General features: G+C 71.6%; 22 protein-coding genes. 7 read left to right on the forward strand and 15 right to left on the reverse strand.

What is annotated here, in order from left to right; genetic code table 11:
* The first annotated feature begins 18 nt into the window (after positions 1-18).
* Positions 19-510 carry a methylated-DNA--[protein]-cysteine S-methyltransferase gene (locus ACLIN4_RS29115; RefSeq protein ID WP_411576396.1) on the forward strand — a complete coding sequence of 164 codons (492 nt, stop codon included), beginning with the start codon at positions 19-21 and terminating at the stop codon, positions 508-510.
* An 87-nt stretch (positions 511-597) separates the two neighbouring features.
* On the opposite strand, the gene ACLIN4_RS29120 is transcribed toward ACLIN4_RS29115, so the two are convergent.
* Both ACLIN4_RS29120 and ACLIN4_RS29125 read right to left on the reverse strand, forming a co-directional pair.
* Positions 598-1,323 (reverse strand): SIR2 family NAD-dependent protein deacylase, encoded by a 726-nt coding sequence (locus ACLIN4_RS29120; RefSeq protein WP_411576397.1) that lies wholly within the window; start codon positions 1,321-1,323, stop codon positions 598-600.
* 64 nt (positions 1,324-1,387) lie between these two features.
* The gene (locus ACLIN4_RS29125) at positions 1,388-1,882 is read right to left on the reverse strand and encodes an NUDIX domain-containing protein (RefSeq protein WP_100045534.1); all 495 of its coding nucleotides are present in this window, start codon (positions 1,880-1,882) and stop codon (positions 1,388-1,390) included.
* Positions 1,883-2,043: 161 nt separating this feature from the next.
* Here ACLIN4_RS29125 and ACLIN4_RS29130 point away from each other — a divergent pair, with 161 nt between their 5' ends.
* Positions 2,044-3,186 (forward strand): glycerate kinase, encoded by a 1,143-nt coding sequence (locus ACLIN4_RS29130; RefSeq protein ID WP_411576788.1) that lies wholly within the window; start codon positions 2,044-2,046, stop codon positions 3,184-3,186.
* Positions 3,187-3,397: 211 nt separating this feature from the next.
* On the opposite strand, the gene pssA is transcribed toward ACLIN4_RS29130, so the two are convergent.
* The 9 genes from pssA to ACLIN4_RS29175 all read right to left on the reverse strand — a co-directional run bounded on the left by pssA (position 3,398) and on the right by ACLIN4_RS29175 (position 14,250).
* A complete protein-coding gene (gene pssA / locus ACLIN4_RS29135) occupies positions 3,398-4,216 on the reverse strand; it encodes a CDP-diacylglycerol--serine O-phosphatidyltransferase (RefSeq protein WP_019328620.1) in 819 nt (272 codons plus the stop codon).
* A gap of 22 nt (positions 4,217-4,238) precedes the next feature.
* Entirely contained in the window at positions 4,239-4,895 is a 657-nt protein-coding gene (locus ACLIN4_RS29140) for a phosphatidylserine decarboxylase (protein WP_043377941.1), read from the reverse strand.
* Positions 4,896-5,065: 170 nt separating this feature from the next.
* Positions 5,066-6,271, reverse strand: a complete 1,206-nt coding sequence (locus tag ACLIN4_RS29145) for an acyl-CoA dehydrogenase family protein (RefSeq protein WP_100045532.1) — start codon at positions 6,269-6,271, stop codon at positions 5,066-5,068.
* The gene (locus ACLIN4_RS29150; protein ID WP_019328623.1) at positions 6,272-6,784 is read right to left on the reverse strand and encodes a MaoC family dehydratase; all 513 of its coding nucleotides are present in this window, start codon (positions 6,782-6,784) and stop codon (positions 6,272-6,274) included.
* Positions 6,785-6,789: 5 nt separating this feature from the next.
* Positions 6,790-7,752 carry an HpcH/HpaI aldolase/citrate lyase family protein gene (locus ACLIN4_RS29155; protein WP_290012215.1) on the reverse strand — a complete coding sequence of 321 codons (963 nt, stop codon included), beginning with the start codon at positions 7,750-7,752 and terminating at the stop codon, positions 6,790-6,792.
* Positions 7,749-9,776, reverse strand: coding sequence for a protein meaA (locus ACLIN4_RS29160; RefSeq protein WP_290012216.1), 2,028 nt, complete (start codon positions 9,774-9,776; stop codon positions 7,749-7,751). Before ACLIN4_RS29160 ends, ACLIN4_RS29155 begins: the two co-directional genes overlap by 4 nt.
* Before the next feature lie 12 nt (positions 9,777-9,788).
* On the reverse strand, positions 9,789-11,126 hold the full coding sequence (gene ccrA / locus ACLIN4_RS29165) for a crotonyl-CoA carboxylase/reductase (RefSeq protein WP_179342538.1): 1,338 nt from the start codon (positions 11,124-11,126) through the stop codon (positions 9,789-9,791).
* A gap of 342 nt (positions 11,127-11,468) precedes the next feature.
* Positions 11,469-12,284: a TetR family transcriptional regulator gene (locus ACLIN4_RS29170; protein WP_100045528.1), complete on the reverse strand. Its 816-nt coding sequence runs from the start codon at positions 12,282-12,284 to the stop codon at positions 11,469-11,471.
* A 160-nt stretch (positions 12,285-12,444) separates the two neighbouring features.
* Positions 12,445-14,250, reverse strand: coding sequence for a 3-hydroxyacyl-CoA dehydrogenase family protein (locus ACLIN4_RS29175; RefSeq protein WP_289907478.1), 1,806 nt, complete (start codon positions 14,248-14,250; stop codon positions 12,445-12,447).
* 383 nt (positions 14,251-14,633) lie between these two features.
* Here ACLIN4_RS29175 and ACLIN4_RS29180 point away from each other — a divergent pair, with 383 nt between their 5' ends.
* Positions 14,634-15,227 carry an adenylosuccinate lyase gene (locus ACLIN4_RS29180; RefSeq protein ID WP_107478525.1) on the forward strand — a complete coding sequence of 198 codons (594 nt, stop codon included), beginning with the start codon at positions 14,634-14,636 and terminating at the stop codon, positions 15,225-15,227.
* Between the two features lie 106 nt (positions 15,228-15,333).
* On the opposite strand, the gene ACLIN4_RS29185 is transcribed toward ACLIN4_RS29180, so the two are convergent.
* The 4 genes from ACLIN4_RS29185 to ACLIN4_RS29200 form a co-directional block, all read right to left on the reverse strand.
* The gene (locus ACLIN4_RS29185; protein ID WP_289907481.1) at positions 15,334-15,837 is read right to left on the reverse strand and encodes a GNAT family N-acetyltransferase; all 504 of its coding nucleotides are present in this window, start codon (positions 15,835-15,837) and stop codon (positions 15,334-15,336) included.
* Between the two features lie 20 nt (positions 15,838-15,857).
* Positions 15,858-16,256 (reverse strand): RidA family protein, encoded by a 399-nt coding sequence (locus ACLIN4_RS29190; protein ID WP_107478526.1) that lies wholly within the window; start codon positions 16,254-16,256, stop codon positions 15,858-15,860.
* Positions 16,257-16,294: 38 nt separating this feature from the next.
* Complete coding sequence (locus ACLIN4_RS29195; RefSeq protein ID WP_290012217.1) at positions 16,295-17,872, reverse strand: alpha/beta hydrolase; 1,578 nt, start codon at positions 17,870-17,872, stop codon at positions 16,295-16,297.
* 119 nt (positions 17,873-17,991) lie between these two features.
* Positions 17,992-19,035, reverse strand: coding sequence for an Rv2578c family radical SAM protein (locus ACLIN4_RS29200; protein WP_289907485.1), 1,044 nt, complete (start codon positions 19,033-19,035; stop codon positions 17,992-17,994).
* Between the two features lie 184 nt (positions 19,036-19,219).
* On the opposite strand from ACLIN4_RS29200, the gene ACLIN4_RS29205 reads away from it, so the two are divergent.
* From ACLIN4_RS29205 to ACLIN4_RS29220, 4 genes are all read left to right on the forward strand, one after another.
* On the forward strand, positions 19,220-19,663 hold the full coding sequence (locus tag ACLIN4_RS29205; RefSeq protein ID WP_100045523.1) for an SRPBCC family protein: 444 nt from the start codon (positions 19,220-19,222) through the stop codon (positions 19,661-19,663).
* Positions 19,664-19,840: 177 nt separating this feature from the next.
* Entirely contained in the window at positions 19,841-22,249 is a 2,409-nt protein-coding gene (locus tag ACLIN4_RS29210; protein WP_411576398.1) for an MFS transporter, read from the forward strand.
* A gap of 144 nt (positions 22,250-22,393) precedes the next feature.
* The gene (locus tag ACLIN4_RS29215; RefSeq protein WP_411576399.1) at positions 22,394-24,877 is read left to right on the forward strand and encodes a SpoIIE family protein phosphatase; all 2,484 of its coding nucleotides are present in this window, start codon (positions 22,394-22,396) and stop codon (positions 24,875-24,877) included.
* A gap of 162 nt (positions 24,878-25,039) precedes the next feature.
* Positions 25,040-25,765: a class I SAM-dependent methyltransferase gene (locus ACLIN4_RS29220; RefSeq protein ID WP_100045552.1), complete on the forward strand. Its 726-nt coding sequence runs from the start codon at positions 25,040-25,042 to the stop codon at positions 25,763-25,765.
* Positions 25,766-25,818: the final 53 nt, after the last annotated feature.

Raw genomic sequence — 25,818 nt, forward strand, 5'->3', positions numbered from 1 at the left:
TCCGTGCGAGGAACCGACGTGAAACAGCACACCGGGATCGACAGCCCCTACGGCGCCCTCACCCTCGTCGCCGAGGACGGCGTCCTGTGCGGCCTCTACATGACCGACCAGCGCCACCGCCCGCCGGAGGAGACCTTCGGCACGCCCGACGACGGCCCCTTCGCCCGGGCGGAGGAGCAACTGGCGGCGTACTTCGCCGGCGAACTGAAGGACTTCACCCTCGACCTGCGCCTGAACGGCACCCCGTTCCAGCGCACGGTCTGGGACCAGCTCCGCAGGATCCCCTACGGCGAGACCCGAACCTACGGCCAACTCGCCGACGCCCTCGGCAAACCGGCCGCCTCCCGCGCCGTGGGCCTGGCCAACGGCCGCAACCCGATCGGCATCATCGTCCCCTGCCACCGCGTCATCGGCGCGAGCGGCGGCCTGACCGGCTACGGCGGCGGCCTGGAGCGCAAGCAGCGGCTGCTGGACTTCGAGCGGGGGCCGGCGGGTCCGACGCTCTTCTAGAAGCAGCGGGGGACCGGCCCCCGCCCGGCCGGAGGGGGCGCTGCCCGTACTCCGCGACGGTCGCCCGCGCCCCCGGCCCGCCGTGCCTCAGCCGAGCCCGCGCAGCAGCGCGGGCAGGGCGGTGCCGATCGGCTCCCGGACGACCTCGTCCGCGAGATCGTCGTACGGCGTCGGCTCGGCGTTGACGACGATCAGGCGGGCGCCGTGGTCGGCGGCCACGCCGGCCAGTCCGGCGGCGGGCTGGACCTGGAGGCTGGTGCCGACGGCGATGAAGACCTGGCACGCCTTGGCGATCGCGAGCGCGTCACCGAGCACGACCGGGTCGAGGCGCTCGCCGAACATCACGGTCGCCGGCTTCAGGATGCCGCCGCACTCCGGGCACGGCGGATCGTCCTCGCCGGCCTCGATCCGGGCGAGCGCGTCCTCCATCGGCCCCCGGACGTGGCAGTCCGTGCACACGTAGCTGCGTGCGGTGCCGTGCAGTTCGAGGACCTTGCGGGCGGGGAGACCGGCGAGCTGGTGCAGTCCGTCCACGTTCTGCGTGATCACCCGCACCGGCACCCCGGACCGCTCCAGCCCGGCCACCGCGCGGTGCGCGGCGTTCGGCTCCGCCCGCAGCACCCCGGTGTCCCGCCGCATCCGCCAGGAGCAGCGCCGGATCTCCGGATCGCCCATGTAGTACTCGTACGTGACGAGCTTCTCGGCCTCCGGGTCGCTCCGCCACAGCCCGGCCGGCCCGCGGTAGTCGGGTATGCCGGAGTCGGTCGAGACGCCGGCGCCACTGAGGACGGCGACGAGGGGCTTGCCGGTCATGCGGTCGAGGGTAGGGCGCCCGGGGCCGGCGGGCGAGCGGTTTGTTCCGGCTCGGGGCGCGCCGTCACACGTCGACCCGGCGGCCGTTCTCCAGCTCGGCGGTGCCGGCCCCCTCCGCCAGAACGTCCAGCGCGGCCAGGACCCGGCCGTGCAGGGCACCGATCAGATGGTCGCCCAGCTCCTCGCGGGGCACCAGGCGCCAGGACAGCAGCTCCTCCTCCTGCAACCGGATCGCCTTGAGGTCGTCCTCGCCGAGGACCCCGCCGTCGTACAGGTACGCCACGATCGGCGGCCGGCCCGCCCCGTGCGACCAGTCCACGACGAGCAGCCGGCCGAGCCGGACGTCCAGCCCGATCTCCTCGGCGGTCTCGCGCCGCGCGCCCTGCCGGGGTGTCTCCCCGTCCTCCGATTCGATCGTTCCGCCGGGCAGCGTCCAGCCCTCGCGGTAGTTGGGCTCGACGAGCAGCACCCGCCCCTCGGCATCCCGGAAGACGGCGGCGGCACCGGCGAGGACACGGGGGAGCCCGGCGATGTAGGCGGCGTAGTCAGCAGTGGTCATTGCGAAAGCGTAACGAGGGCCCGGCCCGGCCCCTCCCGTTCCACGGTGCGGGCAGGGGCATGACGGCGTGGGCGTCCTCCGGTTAAGGTCGCAGCGGCGCGACTGCCTTGACGTGCGCAAGGCTCGGAGAGCAAGGGGAGAGCAAGGTGGCTGACGCTGCAGTGGACGGGGCCCGCAGGGTGCTCGTCGCCGCGGACAAGTTCAAGGGGTCGCTGACGGCCGTCGAGGTCGCCGAGCGGGTGACCGCCGGACTGCGCCGTGTCGTGCCGGACCTCGCGGTGGAGGCGCTGCCCGTCGCCGACGGCGGTGACGGCACCGTGGCCGCGGCGGTCGCGGCCGGGTTCGAGCGCCGGGAGGTCCGGGTCGCAGGTCCCCTCGGCGACGAGGTGACGGCGGCGTTCGCGCTGCGCGACGGCACCGCGGTGGTGGAGATGGCCGAGGCCAGTGGCCTCCAGCGGCTCCCGGAGGGCGTCCTGGCGCCGCTGACGTCGTCCACGTACGGCTCCGGCGAGCTGCTGCGGGCCGCGCTGGACGCGGGGGCGCGGACGATCGTCTTCGGGGTCGGCGGCAGCGCCACCACCGACGGCGGTGCCGGGATGCTGTCCGCGCTGGGCGCACGGTTCCTGGACGGGAACGGGGAGCCGGTCGCCCCGGGCGGTGGCGGCCTCGCCGACGTGGCGTCGGCCGACCTGTCGGGTCTGGACCCGCGGCTGACGGACGTCGAGCTGGTGCTCGCGAGCGACGTCGACAATCCGCTGACCGGGCCGAAGGGCGCGCCCGCCGTGTACGGCCCGCAGAAGGGTGCCTCGCCGCAGGACGTGGAGACCCTCGACGCGGCGCTCGCGCACTTCGCGAAGGTGCTGGAGGGAACGGAGACCGTGGGCGCTCGGGCCGCCGAGTACGCGGCCTCGCCGGGTGCGGGTGCCGCGGGCGGCATCGGGTTCGGCGCGATGCTGCTGGGCGCGCGGTTCCGGCCCGGCATCGAGGTGATGCTGGACGTGCTCGGCTTCGCGCCGGCGCTGGAGCGGGCGGACCTCGTGATCACGGGGGAGGGCTCGCTGGACGAGCAGACGCTGCACGGCAAGGCACCGGCGGGCGTGGCGTCGGCGGCGCGGGCGGCGGGCAAGGAGGTCGTCGCGGTGTGCGGGCGGCTGGCGCTGGCGCCGGAGGCGCTGGGGCGGGCCGGGATCCGGCGGGCGTATCCGCTGACGGACGTGGAGCCGGACGTGGCGAAGTGCATCGCGGATGCGGGGCCGATCCTGGAGCGGGTCGCGGAGCGCATCGGGCGGGACTTCCTGGCGTAGGGGAGTCCCGCCCCGCCGCCCCTTCCCGTTCCCGACCCGGGGGGCTGCCGCCCCCGGACCCCCGCATCGGCCCTGAACGGGCCTCGTCCTCGAACGCCGGACGGGCTGGATACCTCACCTCTGTCTCAACCGATCCGGGCCTGTACCGGACGCGCACAAACAGCAAGGGCCCCGAACCCGACCCGGGTCCGGGGCCCTTCTCAGCGGAGCGCTACGGCAACTGGGCCGCCCGCGCCTCCCGCCGGTTGTCCCTGAAGTTGTTCACCCGGCGAGCCGTGGCGAACAGCGGGATCACCGCCCCCATCACCAGCTGCAGCGCACACCCCGTCTGCAGCAGCAGCTGCCCGCTCGGCGCGTCGAAGGCCCACGCGGCCAGCAGCCCCATCGACAGGACGATCCACGACAGCATCGCCACCGCGAGGCGTCCCCGCGGCTTCGGGTACTCGACCCGGCTCACCATCAGCCAGGCGGTGCCGATGATCGCCAGCAGCGTCGCCACGAAGGGCAGCTCCAGCAGCACGATCGAGACCACCGTCAGCGCCCCGAAGGGGGACGGCATGCCCTGGAAGGTGCCGTCCTTGACGGTGACGCAGGAGAACCGGGCAAGCCGCAGCACCACCGCCAGCAGGACCACGATCGCCCCCACCGCCGCCACCCGCTGGTAGGCGTCGTCCGCGACCATGCCGTAGACGAGGACGAAGTACGCCGGGGCCAGGCCGAAGCTGATCAGGTCGGACAGGTTGTCCAGCTCCGCGCCCATGGGGGACGAGCGCAGCTTGCGGGCCACCAGGCCGTCGAACAGGTCGAAGATCGCGGCGCACAGCATCAGGATGACCGCCGTGGCCGCGCTGTGGCGGGCCATGCCGGACTCTTCGCTGCCCATGAGGTGCGGGATCAGGATGCCGGTGGTGGTGAAGTACACCGCCATGAAGCCGCACGTGGCGTTGCCGAGGGTGAGGGTGTCCGCTATCGACAGGCGGAGCGAGAGCGGCATCTCCTCCTCTTCGTCCACCTCGTCGGCCTCGGGCACCCACCCTGCCTGGGTCTGTGGATCAATCACGGTCAATTCGAGTCACCCCAGCCACCGTCTTCTGACCCACCTCGACATCCACCTCGACGCCCTCCGGCAGGTACAGGTCGACGCGCGAGCCGAAACGGATCAGGCCGACCCTCTCGCCCTGCTCGACCTTGGTGCCCTGCGGCACGTAGGGGACGATGCGGCGGGCCACCGCGCCGGCGATCTGGATCATCTCGATGTCGCCCAGCTCGGTGTCGAAGTGCCACACGACCCGCTCGTTGTTCTCGCTCTCCTTGTTGAAAGCGGGAACGAAGCCGCCGGGCACGTGCTCGACCGACGTGACGGTGCCGGACAGCGGCGCGCGGTTCACGTGGACGTTGAGCGGGCTCATGAAGATGGCGACGCGGGTGCGGCCGTCCTTCCACGGCATGATGCTCTGCACCACTCCGTCGGCGGGCGAGACGACCCGGCCCTGGGTGATCTCGCGCTCGGGGTCGCGGAAGAACCACAGCATTCCCGCCGCGAGCGCGGTGGCGGGGACGGCGACGGCCTTGGCCACGCCCGAGCGGCGGGCACGGACCAGACTGACGGCTGCGGTGGCGACGGTCGGCAGAAGCCACGGCGATGCTCCGCGCGCGAGGCGTACGCCGGCCAGGCTGTCGCGAGATGCAGAGGTTTGGCTGTGGGGCATGGATGACCTTCGTAGCGGATGATGCCGCGCTATGACGGGGGACGGCGGCTTTCCGGCGATCGTAGCGGCTTCCTGCCGCAACTGGGTAAGCCAGGAAGCCGAGTCGGCGGCCGAACAATGCCTACGGGGTGTGACCTTGTTCTCCAAGAAAACACCCCGTATCCGGACATCTAACCCTGGAATCGATACTCTTCGAGCAGTCGGCGGCCGATGATCATTTTCTGGATCTCGGCGGTGCCTTCACCGATCAGGAGCATCGGAGCCTCGCGGTAGAGGCGCTCGATCTCGTACTCCTTGGAGAAGCCGTACCCGCCGTGGATCCGGAAGGCGTCCTCCACGACCTCCTTGCAATACTCGGAAGCGAGGTACTTGGCCATCCCCGCTTCCAGGTCGTTTCGTTCGCCCGAGTCCTTTTTGCGTGCAGCGTTCACCATCATCGCATGCGCCGCCTCGACCTTGGTAGCCATCTCCGCGAGCTTGAACTGAATGGCCTGATGCTGGGCGATCTGCTTGCCGAAAGTGTGACGCTGCTGGGCGTACCGGACACCGAGCTCGAAGGCACGCTGAGCGACGCCGCAGCCACGGGCCGCCACATTGACGCGGCCCACCTCGACGCCGTCCATCATTTGGTAAAAACCTCGGCCGGTGACCCCGCCGAGCACCCGGTCGGCCGGAACGCGCAGGCCGTCCATGATGAGCTCGGTCGTGTCGACGCCCTTGTAGCCCATCTTGTCGATCTTGCCGGGGATGGTCAGGCCGGGGCGGACCTCGCCGAAGCCGGGCTCCTTCTCCACCAGGAAGGTCGTCATCGACTTGTGCGGGGCCGTGCCCTCGGGGTGACCCTCGTCACTTTTCACCAGAACGGCCACCAGGGACGACGTACCGCCGTTCGTCAGCCACATCTTCTGGCCGTTCAGGACGTACTCCTCGCCGTCCTTCACCGCCTTCGAGGAGATCGCCGACACGTCCGAGCCGAGCGCGGGCTCGGACATCGAGAAGGCGCCCCGGATGTCCCCGGCGGCCATACGGGGGAGGAAGTGGTCCTTCTGCTCCTGCGTGCCGTGCTGCTTGAGCATGTACGCCACGATGAAGTGCGTGTTGATGATGCCGGACACCGACATCCAGCCCCGGGCGATCTCCTCCACGCACAGCGCGTAGGTGAGGAGCGACTCGCCCAGGCCCCCGTACTCCTCCGGGATCATCAGGCCGAACAGGCCGAGCTCCTTCAGCCCGTCGACGATGTCCTGCGGGTACTCGTCCCGGTGCTCCAGCTCGGTGGCGACCGGGATGATCTCCTTGTCCACGAAGTCGCGGACGGTGGAGAGGATCTCCCGCTGGACGTCCGTGAGGCCGTGGGTCTGGGCGAGGCGGCTCATCTACTTCCCCTGTTCCTTCAGCTCGGGCCGGCCGGGCTGCTCGCCGCCGCGCTCCTTGATGTACGTCTCGGTGGGCACCATCACCTTGCGGCGGAAGACGCAGACCAGCGTGCCGTCCTGCTTGTAGCCCTTGGTCTCGACGTGCACGATGCCGCGGTCGTTCTTCGACTTCGACGGCCACTTGTCGAGCACGGTCGTCTGGCCGTAGATCGTGTCGCCGTGGAAGGTCGGCGCCACGTGCTTGAGCGACTCGATCTCCAGGTTGGCGATCGCCTTGCCGGAGATGTCGGGGACCGACATGCCGAGCAGGAGCGAGTAGACGTAGTTGCCGACCACCACGTTCTTGCCGAAGTCCGTCGTCTTCTCGGCGTAGTTCGTGTCCATGTGGAGCGGGTGGTGGTTCATGGTGAGGAGACAGAAGAGGTGGTCGTCGTACTCGGTGACCGTCTTCCCGGGCCAGTGCTTGTAGACCGCCCCGACCTCGAACTCCTCGTAGGTGCGTCCGAACTGCATCGCCCTCAGCCCTCCGGGATCTCGAACTTGCTGGTGCGCCGCATCCCGGCCGCACGTCCCTTGCCGGAGATCACCAGCGCCATCTTGCGGCTGGCCTCGTCGATCATCTCGTCGCCGAGCATCGCGGAGCCCTTCTTGCCGCCCGCCTCGGACGTGTAGTAGTCGTACGCGTCCAGGATCAGCTCGGCGTGGTCGTAGTCCTCCTGGGAGGGCGAGAAGATCTCGTTGGACGCCTCGACCTGGCCCGGGTGCAGCACCCACTTGCCGTCGAAGCCGAGCGCGGCGGCGCGCCGGGCGACCTCGCGGTAGCCGTCGACGTTGCGGATCTGGAGGTAGGGGCCGTCGATCGCCTGGAGGTTGTTGGCGCGGGCGGCCATCAGGATCTTCATCAGGATGTAGTGGTAGGCGTCCGCCGGGTAGCCGGGCGGCTGCTCGCCCACGACCAGGGACTTCATGTTGATGGACGCCATGAAGTCGGCCGGGCCGAAGATGATGGTCTCCACGCGCGGGCTGGCCTGCGCGATCTCGTTGACGTTGTTCAGGCCCTGCGCGTTCTCGATCTGCGCCTCGATGCCGATCCGGCCGACCTCGAAGCCCATCGTCTTCTCGATCTGGGTGAGCAGGAGGTCGAGGGCGACGATCTGCTGGGCGTCCTGGACCTTCGGCAGCATGATGCAGTCGAGGTTCTGGCCGGCGCCCTCGACGACCGTGACGACGTCGCGGTACGTCCACTCGGTGGTCCAGTCGTTGACGCGCACGACGCGGGTCTTGCCGGTCCAGTCGCCCTCGTTGAGGAACTTCACGATGGTGTGCCGCGCCTCCGGCTTGGCGAGCGGCGCGCAGGCGTCCTCCAGGTCCAGGAAGACCTGGTCCGCGGGGAGGCCCTGGGCCTTCTCCAGGAAACGCGGGTTGCTTCCCGGGACCGCCAGGCAGGAGCGGCGGGGGCGAAGGCGGTCGACGGTCGTCATGCGGGGACCTCCAGGGGGTCGAGCTTGTTCGCGTTCCGGATCTCGTCGACGATCCGGCCGATGATGCCGGTGATGTCGAAATCCTTCGGGGTGAAGACCGCGGCCACTCCCGCGGCCCGCAGTTCTTCGGCGTCACCGTTCGGGATGATGCCACCGGCGATCACCGGGATGTCTGTGGCACCGGCCACACGGAGTCGTTCCAGCACGTCCGGGACGAGCTGGGCGTGCGAGCCGGAGAGGATGGACAGGCCCACCGCGTGCACGTCCTCGGCGAGGGCGGCGTCCACGATCTGCTCCGGGGTGAGCCGGATGCCCTGGTAGACCACCTCGAACCCGGCGTCGCGGGCCCGCACGGCGATCTGCTCGGCGCCGTTGGAGTGACCGTCCAGGCCGGGCTTGCCGACCAGGAAGCGCAGCTTGCCGACGCCGAGGTCCTTCGCCGTCAGATCCACCTTCCGGCGTACCTCGGAGAGGGCGGAGCCCTCCTCGGCGGCGACCGCGACCGGCGCCGACGACACCCCCGTGGGCGCGCGGAACTCGCCGAACACCTCGCGCAGCGCCCCCGCCCACTCGCCGGTCGTGACGCCGGCGCGGGCGCACTCCAGGGTGGCCTCCATGAGGTTGTCGGTGCCCTTGGCGGCCTCCTTCAGCTTCTCCAGCGCCTTGCAGGGGCGCGGGTGGTTGAAGGGCGGCTGGTACCGGGTGTCCCGCCATTGCTGGAGCGAGGCGATGACACGGGCCTCCACCGCCGGGTCCACCGTCTGGATGGCGGTGTCCAGGTCGGCGGTCAGCGGGTTGGGCTCGGTGCCCTCGAAGGCGTTGACACCGATGATCTTCTCCTCGCCGGACTCGATCCGGGCCCGGCGCTCGGCGTGCGAGGCGACCAGCTGCGACTTGAGGTAGCCGGACTCGACGGCCGCCATCGCGCCGCCCATCTCCTGGATGCGCTCGATCTCCGCGAACGCCTCCTCGACCAGCTCGGCCACCTTCGCCTCGACCACCTTCGAGCCCTCGAAGAGGTCGCCGTACTCCAGCAGGTCGCTCTCGTACGCCAGCACCTGCTGGATGCGCAGCGACCACTGCTGGTCCCAGGGCCGGGGCAGGCCCAGCGCCTCGTTCCAGGCCGGGAGCTGCACGGCACGCGCGCGGGCGTCCTTGGAGAGGGTGACCGCCAGCATCTCCAGCACGATCCGCTGGACGTTGTTCTCCGGCTGCGCCTCGGTCAGCCCGAGGGAGTTGACCTGGACGCCGTAGCGGAAACGGCGGTGCTTGGGGTTCTCGATGCCGTACCGCTCGCGTGTGATGCGGTCCCAGATCTGCCCGAAGGCCCGCATCTTGCACATCTCCTCGACGAAGCGGACGCCCGCGTTCACGAAGAAGGAGATACGGCCGACCACGTCGCCCATGCGCTCCTCGGGCACCTGGCCGCTGTCGCGCACGGCGTCGAGGACGGCGATCGCGGTGGACATCGCGTACGCGATCTCCTGCACCGGTGTGGCGCCCGCCTCCTGCAGGTGGTAGCTGCAGATGTTGATCGGGTTCCACTTCGGGAGGTGGGAGACCGTGTACGCGATCATGTCCGTCGTCAGGCGGAGCGAGGGGCCCGGCGGGAAGACGTGCGTCCCGCGGGACAGGTACTCCTTGACGATGTCGTTCTGGGTCGTGCCGCTGAGCCGGGTGATGTCCGCGCCCTGCTCCTCGGCGACGACCTGGTAGAGCGCCAGCAGCCACATGGCCGTGGCGTTGATGGTCATCGAGGTGTTCATCTGCTCCAGGGGGATGTCCTGGAACAGCCGGCGCATGTCACCGAGGTGCGCGACCGGCACGCCGACCCGGCCCACCTCGCCGCGGGCGAGGATGTGGTCGGAGTCGTAGCCGGTCTGGGTCGGCAGGTCGAAGGCGACCGACAGACCGGTCTGGCCCTTGGCGAGGTTGCGCCGGTACAGCTCGTTGGACGCCTCGGCCGTGGAGTGACCGGCGTAGGTGCGCATGAGCCACGGCCGGTCCTTCTGACGCTCAGTCATCTACGACCGTCCTCAGATGTTCCGGAAGCGGTTGATGGCGTCGAGGTGCTTGGCGCGCTTCTCGTGGTCGCGCACGCCCAGTCCCTCCTCGGGGGCCATGCAGAGCACGCCGACCTTGCCCTGGTGGGCGTTGCGGTGGACGTCGTGGGCGGCCTGGCCGGTGTCCTCCAGGGAGTACACCTTGGAGAGGGTGGGGTGGATCTTGCCCTTGGCGATCAGGCGGTTGGCCTCCCACGCCTCGCGGTAGTTGGCGAAGTGGGAGCCGATGATGCGCTTCAGGGACATCCACAGGTAGCGGTTGTCGTACTCGTGCATGTAGCCCGAGGTCGAGGCGCAGGTGGTGATGGTGCCGCCCTTGCGGGTGACGAAGACGGAGGCGCCGAAGGTCTCGCGGCCGGGGTGCTCGAAGACGATGTCGATGTCCTCGCCGCCGGTGAGTTCGCGGATGCGCTTGCCGAAGCGCTTCCACTCCTTGGGGTCCTGGGTCTGCTCGTCCTTCCAGAACCTGTAGCCCTCGGCGTTGCGGTCGATGATCGCCTCGGCGCCCATCGAGCGGCAGATCTCCGCCTTCTGCGGCGAGGAGACGACGCAGATCGGGTTGGCGCCGCCGGCCAGCGCGAACTGGGTGGCGTAGGAGCCGAGGCCACCGCTCGCGCCCCAGATGAGGACGTTGTCGCCCTGCTTCATGCCGGCGCCGTTGCGGGAGACCAGCTGCCGGTACGCGGTGGAGTTGACCAGGCCGGGGGCGGCGGCCTCCTCCCAGCTGAGGTGGTCCGGCTTCGGCATCAGCTGGTTGGACTTCACCAGCGCGATCTCGGCGAGGCCGCCGAAGTTGGTCTCGAAGCCCCAGATCCGCTGCTCGGGGTCGAGCATCGTGTCGTTGTGGCCGTCGGACGACTCCAGTTCGACGGAGAGGCAGTGCGCGACGACCTCGTCGCCGGGCTGCCAGGCGTTGACGCCCGGGCCGGTGCGCAGGACGACGCCCGCGAGGTCGGAGCCGATGATGTGGTACGGGAGGTCGTGGCGCTTGGCCAGCTCGTTGGTGCGGCCGTAGCGCTCCAGGAACCCGAAGGTGGACAGCGGCTCGAAGATCGAGGTCCACACCGAGTTGTAGTTGACCGAGGAGGCCATGACGGCCACCAGGGCCTCGCCCGGGCCCAGCTCGGGCACCGGCACCTCGTCGAGGTGGATCGACTTGCGCGGGTCCTTGTCGCGGGTCTCCAGGCCCGCGAACATCTCCGTCTCGTCCTTGTGCACGGTGATCGCGCGGTACGACTCGGGGATCGGCAGGGCGGCGATGTCGGCCGGCGTGGATTCGGGCGACTGGATCGCGTCCAGGATGTCCTTCACGGTCACGGTGTTGCCTCCGGCGATGAGCGCCCTGAGGGAGGGGCGCCGATGGGTACGTCGGTGCTGCTGAGGGTTGGTGTGAAAGTGCCTGTGACGCAGGCGTTCGGGCGCGCAGGGGATGGGTGCGGGGACAGCCCGGACACCTTCAACGTATGACACCGCGTGTCACCCCGCAAGGCACTGAGTGCCAGAAAATCCACTCAGATGAAATCTTTACGCTTCAGATGAGCGATGATCGATCGAATGGGGGTCTACGAGGGGTGGGAAAGGGGCGTTGACGTGCAAAAACGGCCACCCGGTGGGTGGCCGTTGTCACAGCGTGGAACGAGCGGGGAGCGCCGGTCAGCGCTCCTTGAGGGCCTGCTCGATGGTGCGCATGACCTCGTGCAGCGGCGCGTCGGTGCGCGCGACCGTCACCAGCACCTCGCCCTGCACGGAGGCCGACGACGCCGCCGGCCGCGCGGCGGAGGCCGTGGAGCGTCCGGCGCCGATCCCGGTGCCGAACGTCCGGCGCACGATCGCGAAGGCGTGGTCCAGCTGGGACTCCACGTCCCCCTGGCCGCCCGCCCTGAGCCAGCGCCGCAGCACGTGGTTGTGGGCGGTGACCACGGCCGAGGCGGCGACCTCCGCCAGCAGCGGGTCGTCGTTGGCGTCGTCGTCGTGCGCGTGCTCGTCGAAGTGGCCGAGGAGGTAGCGGGTGAACAGGCGCTCGTAGCGGGCCACCGACGCGATCTCCGCCTCGCGCAAGGTGGGTACCTCGCGGGTCAGCTTGTAGCGGGCGACCGAGATCTCCGGCCGGGCCGCGTACATCTTCATGACCTCTTTGATGCCGCGGCACACCGTGTCGAGCGGGTGCTCGTGCGCGGGCGCCGCGTTGAGCACGGCCTCCGCGCGGACCAGGGTGTCGTCGTGGTCCGGGAAGATCGCCTCTTCCTTGGAGCGGAAGTGCCGGAAGAAGGTGCGGCGGGCGACCCCGGCCTGGGCCGCGATCTCGTCGACGGTGGTCGCCTCGTACCCCTTGGTCGCGAACAGCTCCATCGCCGCTGCCGCCAGTTCCCGGCGCATTTTGAGCCGCTGGGCGGCGGCTCGGCTGCCGGCCGCGCTCTCCGGCGCGTCGGGCGTTGCTGGTGTACGTGAGGACTTGGCGGGCTGGGACATGCCATGAACGTACTGCATGCTCCCGCAATCATGCGCGTGACCGGGGATTCCCCCGCCCGTGGTGGGCGGGGGAGGCCCGGCCGGGGAGGGCGGGGGGAACCCGGCCGGATCGAGCAGTCCGCCCCAGTCCTCCTCGGTCCGGAACCAGTCGCCCACTCCCTCAGCGGCGGGCATACTCGCGGAAGCCGCGACCCGTCTTGCGGCCGAGGCAGCCCGCGGCCACCAGGTGCTCCAGGAGCGGCGCCGGGGCCAGGCCCGGGTCGCGGAACTCGCGGTGCAGGACCTTCTCGATGGCGAGCGAGACGTCCAGCCCGACCACGTCCAGCAGTTCGAAGGGACCCATGGGGTAGCCGCCGCCGAGCTTCATCGCCGCGTCGATGTCGTCGAGCGTCGCGTAGTGCTCCTGGACCATCTTCACGGCGTTGTTGAGGTACGGGAACAGCAGCGCGTTCACGATGAAGCCGGCCCGGTCGCCGCAGTCCACGGCGTGCTTCCTGACCTTGGTGCAGACCTCCCGGACGGTGGCGTGCACGTCGTCCGCCGTCAGCACCGTGCGGACCACCTCGACCAGCTTCATGGCCGGCGCCGGGTTGAAGAAGTGCATGCCGATCACGTCCTGCGGGCGCGAGGTGGCGCGGGCGCAGGCGACGACGGGCAGCGAGGAGGTGGTGGTGGCCAGCACCGCGCCGGGCTTGCACACCTTGTCCAGGGTCGCGAACAGCTGCCGCTTGACCTCCAGGTCCTCGGCGACCGCCTCCACGGCCAGGTCCACGTCGGCGAAGTCGTCGTAGCTGCCCGTGGGAGTGATCAGGTCCAGCGTCCGCGCGGCGGCCTCGGCGGTCAGCCGGCCCTTGTCGACGCTGCGGGCCAGCGACTTCCCGATCCGGGCCTTGGCCGTCTGGGCCTTCTCCGCGCTGCGGGCGGCGAGCACCACCTCGTACCCGGCCTTGGCGAACACCTCCGCGATGCCGGACGCCATCGTGCCCGACCCGGCGACGCCCACGGCGCGCACGGGACGGCCGGGAACCTCCGTGCCGCCCGCGCCCGGGGTCAGGGAGTCCGGCACCACGACCGCACTGCCCGGCGCCTCGTAGGTGTAGAAGCCGCGCCCGGCCTTGCGGCCCGTCAGGCCCGCCTCGCTGAGCTGCCGCAGGATCGGCGCGGGAGCGTGCAGCCGGTCGTGGGAGGCGGCGTACATGGCCTCCAGCACCGTGCGCGCGGTGTCCACGCCGATCAGGTCCAGCAGGGCCAGCGGGCCCATCGGCAGACCGCAGCCGAGCCGCATCGCGGCGTCGATGTCCTCGCGTGAGGCGTAGTTCGCCTCGTACATCGCCGCGGCCTGGTTCAGGTACCCGAACAGCAGCCCGTCGGCGACGAATCCGGGCCGGTCACCGACCGCGACGGGCTCCTTGCCGAGGTCGAGGGCGAGGTTGGTGACGGCCGTGACGGCGCCCGGCCCGGTCAGCACGGAGGAGACGACCTCCACCAGCTTCATCGCCGGAGCCGGGTTGAAGAAGTGCAGACCCAGCACCCGCTCCGGGCGGGCCGAGTCGGCGGCCAGCCGCGTCACGGACAGGGCGTTCGTGCCGGTCGCCAGGATCGTCTCGGGGCGCACGATGCCGTCCAGCTCCCGGAAGACCTGCTGCTTGATCTCGTACGACTCCGGGACCACCTCGATCACCAGATCGGCGTCGGCCGCCGCGCGCAGGTCGGTGGAGGTGCGGACGCGGGCGAGGGCGTCGGCGCGCTCCTGCTCGGTGAGACGTCCGCGCTCGACGGAACGGGCGGTGGAGGACTCCAGCGCGGCGACGGCCGTCGCGGCCTGCGCCTCACTGATGTCGATGCCGACGACGTCGCGGCCGGCCCGGGCGAGCACTTCGGCGATGCCGGTGCCCATCGTGCCTAGGCCGACGACGGCAATGGTCCGCAGCGGGGACAGAGGGGTGTCGGACAGGGGAGTGGCCATCGCGGGACTCCAGGAATGAGGGTGACGACGGGAACACGCCCGGATGCGCCGAGGGGCGCACCGGGTGCGTGTGGAAGGAGTGCGGGTGTTGCCGGGCTGACTCGCGCACACGCCCGGTGCCGCGACGGGGGGCGTGCACACGCCCGCCCGGCGGCGGTTGCCGACCGGCCCTGTCCCGAGGCCGAGTCGCACTGCGGTACCCGAACATCCGGTACCGAACCGACTGCTCTGCTCTCACACCGGCCGCGTCACCAGACCGGCGTGAGGAATCGCGAGTGGGTGACTCGCTCGTTTGAGATTAACCCGCGGGTAACGAGCGCGCCAGCCCCCGGTGTTCGTGATGTAGGTCCCACACGCGCTGTGACGCCTCTAACCTCGGTGTCATGGACGAAGAGTTGCGAACGCTCACGGAGCGTTTACGGGCGGAGGCGGCGGCATCGGGCGCGCCGGGGGCCCCGGAGGCCTGCGACCGTCTGACGGCGACCGGGGACCTGGACGAGCTGGCCGCCGTGCTCACCGAGCCGGGACAGCCTCTCTGGGCACGCGAACTGGCCGCGTTCCGGCTGGGCGTGGCGGGGGACCGGCGGGCCTTCGAGTCCCTCGTGCTGCTTCTGAACCACCGCGACCCGCCGCGCTGCGCTTCCGCCGCCCACGCCCTCGCCCGTCTCGGCGACCCCCGCACCGCCCGCGCCGCCGCCGCCCTCGCCACCAACGAACTCCGGGTCGCCTACGCCCTGCACCCGGTGCGGCTGCTGGTCGAACTGCGGGCGCCCGAGGCGGTGCCCGCCCTCGTCACCACGCTGGAGCGGCGGCTGCGCCCGCACGACCCGTACCGGCGCGTGGCGCTCGCCTGCGTCGAGGGACTCGGCGCGCTGGGCGACGACCGGGCCGCGCCCGTCCTGAACGACGCCCTGGCCCACCCGGCGCTGGCCCAGGCCGCGGTGCGGGCGCTGGCGCGGATTCCCGGGCAGCGGTGACCGTCGTCCGGCGGTGGACGTCCATGGGGCCGGTCCCGGTGGTGGATGTCCATGGGCCGGACGGGTGGTGGATGCCCATGGGCCGGGCCTCGGCGGCGATGAGCCGTCAGCCGGTCAGGGCCCTGGCGTACCGCACCTCGGGCACCACGGCCCCCGCCACCTCGAAGGGCTCCTCGGCGCCGTCCGCGCGGAAACCCGCCCGCTCGTAGAAGCGCCGGGCGCGGGCGTTGCCCTCGACCACCCACAGGAGCATGCGTCTCCGCCCGGCCTCCGCGCACGCGCGCACCGACTCCTGGAGCAGCGCCCGCCCGATACCGGTGCCGAAGCGTGCCGCGTCGACGTAGAGCGCGTACAACTCCGCGTCCTCGGTGAGCGATTCACCGTCCCGGTACGGGCCGTGGCAGGCCCAGCCGACGACCTTGCCGTCGTCGTCCTCGGCGACGAGGTTCACCGTGCCGACCGGGGTCCGGGCGAAGAGCGCGCGGCGCCGCTCGGCGTCCTCGGCGACGTCGAGACCGTCGAGGTAGGACTGCGGCATCAGACCGCGATAGGCGGTCCGCCAGCCCCGGATGCGGATGTCGGACACGTGCCCGCAGTCGTCGGCCGTCATCGGCCGCACCAGCGGCCCGCTCACGGGGACACGACCGCGAACGCCTCGATCTCCATCAGGAACTCCGGCCGGACCAGCGCGGCGACCTGCACGGCCGAGGCGGCGGGCAGGCGGTCGTCGGGTATGTGCTCGGCGCGTGCCGCCCGGATCGCGGACATGTGCGCCATGTCCGTGACGAAGAAGGTCAGCTTCACCACGTCGTCGAAGGTCGCACCGGCCGCCGCCAGGCACCGGCGCAGATTCTCGAAGACCTGGCGGGCCTGGGCCTCCGCGTCGCCCTCGCCGACCGGCTTGCCGTCCTCGTCCAGCGCGAGCTGGCCGGAGACGGCCACGAACCGCCCGGTGCCGAGGACGACATGGGTGTACTGGGCGGCGGGCGCGACGCCGTCGGGGGCGGGAATCCTGGTCAGCTCACTCATGCGTCCATGGTGAACCATGGCACTGACAACGCCCGGTCCTAACTCCGGAATCCGAGCAGCCCGTGCAGCGTCGATCCCCGCGAGGACGTCGACGCCGCCTTCGACTCCAGCGGCTTCGGGTCCGGCAGCGCTCCGCAGACCGCGTCCGCCTCGCCGGTCCCGGTACCGCTGGGCACGGTGCCGTCGGCCAAGTAGGCGGCCAGATGCCGGTCCAGGCACGTGTTCCCGCTCAGCGTGATGCCGTGGTTCCCGCCGCCCTCCTCGACGACCAGGCTCGAACCGCGCAACAGGCGGTGCACCGTGACGCCGCCCCCGTACGGGGTGGCCGCGTCGTCGGTCGCCTGGAACAGCAGGGCCGGCGGCACCTCGTCGTTGGCGACGTCCACCGGCCGTCGCGACCCCGTGGGCCAGAACGCGCACGGCGCGTTGTACCAGGCGTTGTTCCACGCCATGAAGGGTGCCTTCTCGTGCACCGTCCAGTTGGCGTCGCGCCACTCGTCCCAGTCCCGCGGCCAGCCGGCGTCGCGGCACAGCACCGAGGTGTAGACGCTGTAGCCGTTCTCCCCGGCGGCGTCCACGGCGGCGAAGTCCTCGTACGCCTCGACCAGCGGGCCGGTGTCCGCGTCGTTCGCGTACGCGGCGAACGCCTCCGCCAGATAGGGCCAGTAGCCGTTGTAGTAGCCGCCGGGGATGAAGGTGTCCTCGAGTTCGGAGGCACCCACCTTCCCGCCCGCCGGCTCCTTCGCCAGCGCCGTCCGCATGTCGTACCAGGCCGCCTCCACCCGCTCCGGGTCGGTGCCCAGCCCGTACGTCGCGTCGTGCTCCGCGACCCAGGCCAGGAAGGCGCGGTGGCGGTCGTCGAAGGCGAGGTCCTGGTTGAGGTTGGCGTCGTGCCACACGTCGGTCGGGTCGACGACGGAGTCCAGGACCAGGCGCCGGACCCGGTCCGGGTACAGCTTGGCGTAGACGGCGCCCAGGTAGGTGCCGTACGAGTAGCCGAAGTAGTTCACCTTCGAGGCGCCGAGCGCCGCGCGGACGGCGTCCACGTCCCGCGCGGCGCTCACCGTGTCGATGTGCGGCAGCACGTCCCCGTACTTCTCGCCGCACGCCTCGGCGAAGGACTTCGCGCGGGCGAGGTTGGCCTGCTCGACGGCCGGGGTGGCCGGCAGGGAGTCGGGCCGCACCGGGGCGAAGTGGCCCGGTCGGCAGTTCAGGGCGGGCTCGCTCCCGCCCACGCCGCGCGGGTCGAAGCCGATGACGTCGTACTGGGCGGCCACCTCCGCGGGCAGCGAGGACGCCACGAACCCGGCGAGCGTCAGCCCGCTGCCGCCGGGCCCGCCGGGGTTGACCATCAACGGCCCCTGGTACTTCCGGGAGGTGTGCGGGACGCGGGACAGCGCCAGCGTGATCCGCCTCCCTTCCGGACGGGCGTGGTCCAGCGGCACCGAGAGGGACGCGCACTGGAGCGTCGGATACTCGGACGTGCCGCACTTCCTCCAGTCGAGTGCCGCGGCGCCCGGGGCCGCCCCGGGGAGCGGCGCGCTCGCCTCGGCGGGAACGGCCGTCGCGGCGGCGATCACGACGGCGCCGCACAGCGCGGCTGCGCGTTGTCTCATGGCGTTCATCGTCCCGGGAAGCGTCGCCGGACGAACGCGTTCTGTTCATACTTGACCCAATTGGGCCGGTAGGTGCCCTCGAATGCTCTCAGGGCTCGGCGGGGCTCGGACAAGCCGCCTCAGATGAGCGAAAGTTGCACCGGTTCGACCGGCTCACTCGGAGCGGGTGCCACCTGCGGCTCCGCGATCCGCCGTGGCATCCCCGCGCGCGTGGGGCCGACGCCGTACTCCTGAGCCAGTTCGTGCACCTGGCGCGTGATCCGGCGCTGGTACCACCGCGGGGCGTAGGCGCCCTCCGCGTAGAGCCGCTCGTAGCGGCGTACCAGATGCGGGTGGTGCCGGCCGAGCCAGGCCATGAACCATTCCCGCGCGCCCGGCCGCAGATGCAGCACCAGGGGTGTCACCGAGGTGGCGCCGGCGGCCGCGATCGCCCGTACCGTCGCGCGCAGTTGGGCGGGCTCGTCGCCGAGGAACGGGATGACCGGCGCCATCAGCACCCCGCAGCCGATCCCGTGTTCGCCGAGGGTCCGCACGACCTCCAGGCGGCGCTCCGGCGCGGGCGTGCCCGGCTCGACGGTGCGCCACAGCTCGGGATCGGTGAAGCCGACCGAGACGGAGATCCCCACATCCGTCACCCGCGCGGCGCGCGTCAGCGCCTCCAGGTCGCGCAGGATCAGCGTGCCCTTGGTGAGGATGGAGAAGGGGTTCGCCCGCTCGGTGAGTGCCTCGATGATCCCCGGCATCAGCCGGTAGCGGCCCTCCGCGCGCTGGTAGCAGTCGACGTTGGTGCCCATCGCGACGTGCTCCCCCTGCCAGCGTCGCGAGGCCAGCTGGCGCCGCAGCAGCTCCGGCGCGTTCACCTTGACGACGATCTGGGAGTCGAAGCCGAGGCCGGTGTCGAGGTCCAGGTAGCTGTGCGTCTTGCGGGCGAAGCAATACACGCACGCGTGCGTGCAGCCCCGATAGGGGTTCACCGTCCATTCGAACGGCATGCGGGAGGCGCCCGGCACCCGGTTGAGGATCGAGCGGGCCCGCACCTCGTGGAAGGTGATGCCCCGGAACTCGGGCGTGTCGAAGGTACGGGTGGTGACCGCGTCCGCGCCGAACAGTGCGGGGTCGGCGGCCCGGGCGTGATCGGAGTCCGTGAGGTTCTCCCAGCGCATGGCGCCTCCTCGATAGTGCTGCGAACGCCACAATAGAACACATGTTCCCTTGATCGTGCGGACCAGTCGTCCCGCGGCCGCGGGGCCCGTCGCACGGGGCCGCTTCGCGCCCCCCGATTTGGTGGCCGGGCGGCGGGGTGGTTGGCTTGCCCCGACCCCGAGAACCAGGCCCTGGAGGAACCCGATGGCGCAGGTCGAGGCGGAGACGGAGCGGATCGTCGCGGCGGACGCGGAGACGGTGTTCGACACCCTCGCCGACTACAGCGGCACCCGCGCGAAGCTGCTGCCCGAGCACTTCAGCGAGTACGAGGTCCGCGAGGGCGGCGACGGCGAGGGCACCCTCGTGCACTGGAAGCTCCAGGCCACCAGCAAGCGCGTCCGCGACTGCCTGCTGGAGGTCACCGAGCCGTCCGACGGCGAGCTGGTGGAGAAGGACCGCAACTCCTCCATGGTCACCACCTGGCGGGTCACGCCGGCGGGTGAGGGCAAGTCCCGGGTGGTCGTCCTCACCACCTGGCAGGGCGCCGGCGGGATCGGCGGCTTCTTCGAGAAGACCTTCGCGCCCAAGGGGCTCGCCCGCATCTACGACGCCATGCTCGCCAAGCTCGCGGCCGAGGTCGAGAAGTAGCCGACCCGGGGCCTCGGCCGGAAACGGCCAAAGGCCAAGCCCCGGACGGCCGTTGGCCGCCTCACCGGTTCGAGTGATCTCCGCCCGAAACCACCGCACTTCCGTAACTCGTCGCACTTGTTCGCAGTTGCCGCATCAGGCGGCAATTGTGAGCAGGTGTGACGAGGGGAGCGGAACATGGGCGGGATCACTCTGGTGCAGGACGAACCGGTCACCGCACCACCGACGCCCCCCGAGCCACCCGCACCCGACCCGGCGCCCGGAGCCGGGCTGAGCCCGCGCCGGGTGCGGCTGGTCTTCGTCGGGCTGATGCTGGCGCTGCTGCTCGCCGCGCTCGAGCAGATGATCGTCGCCACCGCGCTGCCGAAGATCGTCGGCGAGCTGCACGGCCTGGACAAGATGTCCTGGGCGATCACCGCCTACCTGCTCACCTCCACCGTCGGCCTGCCGATCTACGGCAAGCTCGGCGACCTCTTCGGCCGCAAGGGCGTCTTCCAGTTCGCGATCCTGGTGTTCATCGCCGGCTCGGCGCTCGCCGGCCGGGCCCAGACCATGGACCAGCTGATCGCCTTCCGCGCGGTGCAGGGTGTCGGCGCGGGCGGCCTGATGATCGGCGTGCAGGCGATCATCGCGGACATCGTGCCGCCCCGCGAGCGCGGCCGGTTCATGGGCCTGATCGGCGCCGCCTTCGGCCTGGCCTCGGTCGCCGGCCCCCTGCTGGGCGGCTACTTCACCGACCACCTCTCCTGGCGCTGGTGCTTCTACATCAACGTCCCCTTCGGGCTGGTCACCATGGCCGTCGTGGCCGTGGTCCTGAAGCTGCCCAGGCCGACGGCCAAGCCCCGCCTCGACATCCTCGGCGCGCTGCTGCTCGCCGCCGCGTCCACCTGCCTGGTGCTGCTGACCAGTTGGGGCGGCACCGAGTACGAGTGGGGCTCGAAGGTCATCCTCGGCCTCGCCGCCGGAGCGGTCGCCGCCACCGTCCTCTTCCTGATCGCCGAACACTTCGCGCCCGAACCACTGATCCCGCTGCGCCTGTTCCGTGACTCCGTCTTCAACGTCACCGGCCTGGTGGGCCTCGTCATCGGCATCGCCCTGTTCGGCGCCGCCAGCTACCTGCCGACCTTCCTCCAGATGGTCGACGGCGCCACCGCCACCGAGTCCGGTCTGCTGATGCTGCCGATGATGGGCGGCATCGTCGGCACCTCGATCATCTCCGGACAGCTCATCAGCCGCACCGGGCACTACCGGTCCCACCCGATCCTCGGCAGCGCCCTGTCCGTCGTCGGCATGTGGCTGCTGTCCCGGCTCGACGCCGACACGCCCCGGCTGCAGTACAGCATCTGGATGGCCGTCCTCGGCGCCGGCATCGGCATGGTGATGCCCGTCCTGATCCTCGCCGTGCAGAACTCCGTACGCCCCGCCGACCTCGGCACCGCCACCAGCGCCAACAACTACTTCCGGCAGATCGGCGGCAGCGTCGGCGCGGCGATCTTCGGGACCCTGTTCGCCGACCGCCTCACCGACTCCCTGGCCGAGCGCGTCCCCGCCGAGGCGGGCGCCGGACTCCCCGACGCCGAGGCCATCACCCCACAGCTCGTCCACTCCCTGCCCCCGGCGCTGCGCGACGCCTACATCGGGGCGTACGCCGACGCCATGCCGCGGATCTTCCTCTACCTGGTGCCGGTGCTCGTCCTCGGGCTGCTCATCGCCTTCTTCCTCAAGGAGAAACCCCTGGTGTCCCACAACGCCCCCGTCACCGAGCAGGAAACCGCTCAGACCGCGCAGCCCGTCGCCCCCGTCCCGCAGGCCCGGTCGCCGTACGCCGCCGGCATCCCGGTCTGCGGCACCGTGCAGCACCCCGACGGCACCGTCGTCCCCCGCGCGGCGCTCACCCTCATCGACGTCGGCGGTCAGCAGATCGGCCGGGGAGCCAGCGGCGACGACGGACGGTACGCGTTGGCCACGCCCGGCTCCGGGTCGTACGTCCTGATCGCGGCGGCCGGCGGCCACCAGCCGCAGGCGGTCTCCGTGACCGTCGGCGAACGCCCCGTGGAACTCGACGTCGTCCTCGGCGGCGCCGGCCGCCTCGCCGGCAGCGTGCTCACCGCCGACGGCAGCCCCGTGCGCGACGCCATCGTCACCCTCACCAACGTCCACGGCGAGGTCGTCTCCACCACCCGCAGCGGCCGGGAGGGCGGCTACGTCATCACCGAGCTGGTGGCCGGCGAGTACACCCTCGCCGCCAGCGCCCCCGCCTTCCGCCCGGCCGCGCTGCCGGTCAGCGTCCAGGCCGCGCGGGAGACCCGGCAGGACGTCGAGCTGGCCGGTGGTGCCGTGCTGCGCGGCACCGTGCGCGCCAGTGCCGGACGGGTCGTCGAGGACGCGCGCGTGACGCTCCTCGACGCGGCCGGCAACGTGGTGGACACCCTGACCACCGGCCCGGACGGCACCTTCCGGTTCGTCGACCTGTCGTCCGGCGAGTACACCGTCATCGCAGCCGGCTACCCGCCCGTCGCCACCGTGCTCCAGGTGGCCGGCGGCGGCCGTACCGAACGCGACCTCCAGCTCGGGCACGAGGACTGAGACCGGACACCGGCGCGCGCACGCGCGCCGGTGTGCTCGCGTGCCACCAATTCCCCCGTTGCCGCACACGGCCACCGGCCACCGCCGTACCGTGGCTGACGGTGACACAGATCATGGGAGCCGTGGGAGAAAGGGCCTGACGCCATGGACCATGGCACCGAGCGGGACGCACCTCCCGGCCGCGGAGCCGGACCCCGCGCCGTGTCGGGCGACCCCATGGCGGGCCGTGTCCCGCTGGCCGTGGTCGTGGTGGACCGCGACGGGCTGGTCTCCCACTGGAGCCGCGGCGCGCGGCGACTGTTCGCCCTGCCCAAGGAGGAGGCGATCGGCCGGCCCGCCGCCGACCTGCTGCCCGTCTCGGGCGTGCTGCCCGGGACCGACGACGCCGGCGACCACGACAGCCACGCGGACTGCGACGGGCTCGGACCGGACCTGGAATCCTCCCTCGACGGAGGGCTCTCCTACCCGGCGGCGGGCCGCGCCCGCCTGACCGTGCCGGACGACGACCGGGTCGACGTGCTCTGGTGGGCGTACCCCCTGGTCGGTCCGGGCCCCGAGCGCCTGCTCGTGCTGGCGGCCGACGCGGACGCCCTGAGCCGGGAGCACGCCCCAGAGAACGCCGGCCGCGGTGCCACGGCGACGACCGTCGAGCGGATCGCCCCCGGCTTCGCCCTGCACACCGACTTCCCCGGCGCCGACGAACTCGCCCGCCGCCTCCCCGAGATCCTGCCCAGCATGAGCGTCGGTGAGAGCGCCCGCATAGTCGCCCAGGTCCTCGAACTGGGCTACCCGGTCCTCGAGTTCAGCCAGAACGACCGGGTGCCCGTCACCCCCGACTGGGGCGTGCCCCGGCGCGCCGAGCGCAGAGCGCGGCGGGAGCGGGCGGCACGGGCGCTCGCGGCCGGCGAACCGGTGCCGGACGACCTGCGCGACGAGGCCGAGGACCTGGAGTACGCCGCCGTCCGCGAACGCCTGGAATTCCTCAACGAGGTCAGCGGGCGGATCGGCACCTCCCTCGACCTCTCGCGGACCATCGTCGAGGTGAGCCGGGCCGTCGTCCCCCGCTTCACCGACGTCGCCGGTACCTATCTGCGCGAACAGATCGTCGCCGGTGAGGGCTTCCCCGACGGCGTGCCGGACACCACCACGATGTGGCACCGGGTGGCCCTGGAACACACCGACGAACCCGGCCGCTGGGACGACGTCGTACCGGTCGGCGAGGCCATGCCGTTCCCGGCGCACACCCCCTTCTTCCAGTGCATGACCAGCGGCGAGCCGGTCCTCGTGCCCCGCATCACCGAGGAGATGGGCCACGCCATCGCCTCGCAGTTCGAGAAGCGGGACATCAGGCCGCTCATCACCGGCCGCTCGATGCTGCTGGTGCCCCTGAAGGCGCGCACCGTCGTCCTCGGGTTCATGATCCTGCTGCGCCACCCGGAGCGCCCCGTCTTCAACGACATGGACCGCGTCACCGGCGCCGAACTCGCCGCCCGCGCGGGACTCGTGCTCGACAACGCGCGCATGTACACGTACCAGGAGAACGTCGCCGAGACGCTCCAGGACAGCATGCTGCCGCACATCCCCGCGCGCATGGCCGGCTGCGACATCTCCACCCGCTACCTGCCCGGCACCCTCCTGGGCCGGGTCGGCGGCGACTGGTTCGACGCGGTGAAGCTGCCCGGCGCCCGCACCGCCCTCGTCGTCGGCGACGTCATGGGCCACGGACTCAACTCCGCCGCCATGATGGGCCAGTTGCGCACCGCCGTGCAGACCATGGCCGGGCTCGACCTGCCTCCCGCACAGCTGCTGCGCAACCTCGACGACCTCGCCCAGCGGCTCGGCGACACCTACCTGGCGACCTGCCTCTACGCCGTCTACGACCCCATCGCCGGTGAACTGAACCTCGCCAACGCGGGCCACATCCCGCCCGTCCTGGTCCGTGCGGCGGACGGCGGCAGCGAGCTGATCGACCTGCCCACGGGGGCGCCCATCGGCGTCGGCGGGGTGCCCTTCGAGGCGGTGCGGGTGCCGGTGGCGCCGGGCGACCGGCTGGTGATGTGCACCGACGGCCTGGTGGAGGTGCGCGGCGAGGACATCGGCATCGGCCTCGCGACCCTGTGCGAGTCCGCCGCCCACCCGGCCGCCTCCATGGACGACGCCTGCGACACCATCATCCGCGCGCTGGGCACGCGCGGCGGCCGCAAGGACGACGTGGCCCTGCTGATGGCCAGGCTCGGCGGCATCGACACCGACTCGGTCGCCGAGTGGCGCCTCGCCCGCGACCCCGCCGAGGTCGGCCGGGCCCGCGCGGCCGTCCGCGAACAGCTCCACGACTGGGGCCTCGGGAAACTGGCCGACGCCACCGAGCTCATGGTCAGCGAACTCGTCACCAACGCCGTACGGCACGCCCACGCCCGGCCCGTGGAACTGCGCCTGGTACGTGCCGACACGCTGCTGTGCGAGGTGGACGACGACGACCACGAACTGCCGGCACTGAGCGGCGCCGGCCCCGCCGACGAGACCGGGCGGGGCCTGCGCGTGGTCAGCACCCTCGCCCGCGAATGGGGCGCGAGCCGCACCAGGGCGGGCAAGACAGTCTGGTTCGAACTGACGCTGCCGCGTCGCTGAGCCGTCCGATCGGCCGGTCGCCGGTGCCGCCGGGAGCCCGAGTCCTTCGCACGTCCGGTGAAGGAATGCGCGGGGCGCTTGTGGCCGTACGCCGGGCGCGGTAGACCGTACGAGCCCGTCACCGCCGACGGGCCGTACGTCGTCGCACCTGGGGAGACGCGCATGAGCGTGACGAGTCGGTACCGGAACGCCTGGGAGAGTTTCTGGAGCGAGGCACCCGAGGGACCGGGGGCGGTGTTCTGGGACGCGGAGCCGATGCTGACCGCCGGGCGTCACCTGGCCCACTTCGAGCCGCACGTCGTCGACCCCGGCCTGCCCATGATCGACCTCGGCTGCGGCAACGGCACCCAGACCCGCTACCTCGCCGAGCGCTTCGGGCACGTCGTCGGCGCCGACCTGTCCGCCGCCGCCCTCGACCACGCCCGCCGTGCCGACCCCGGCGGCCAGGCCGCCTACCGGCAGCTGGACGCCACCGACAAGGCCGAGGCCGAGACGCTGCACGCCGAACTGGGCGACGCCAACCTCTACGTGCGGGGCGTCCTGCACCAGTGCGAACCCGACGACCGCCAGCCACTGGCCGACGCCCTCGCGGCGCTCCTCGGCGAGCGCGGCCGCGCCTTCCTGGTGGAGCCGACCCAGGAGTCCAAGGCGGTCCTGATGGACCTGGTGCAGGGGCCCGAGGGCCCGCCCGCGAAACTCGCCCCCGTCCTCCGGCACGGACTGACCCCCGGCTCGGTCCCCGAGGAGGCGGTGCCCGAGTACCTTCGCGCCGCCGGGCTCAGCGTCCTGGCGAGCGGTGAACTCCCGCTGATCTCCACGGAGTACACGGCGGACGGCACCCGGATCGAGCTGCCGTCGACCTGGGTGGTGGCGGGCAGGGCACGGTGACCAGGGCTCCCACCAGCCATTGGTCTGCGCCGGTGAGAGTTATCCACAGGCCT

Source organism: Streptomyces mutabilis (genome assembly GCF_046628145.1).
GTDB classification, from domain to species: Bacteria; Actinomycetota; Actinomycetes; order Streptomycetales; family Streptomycetaceae; genus Streptomyces; species Streptomyces mutabilis.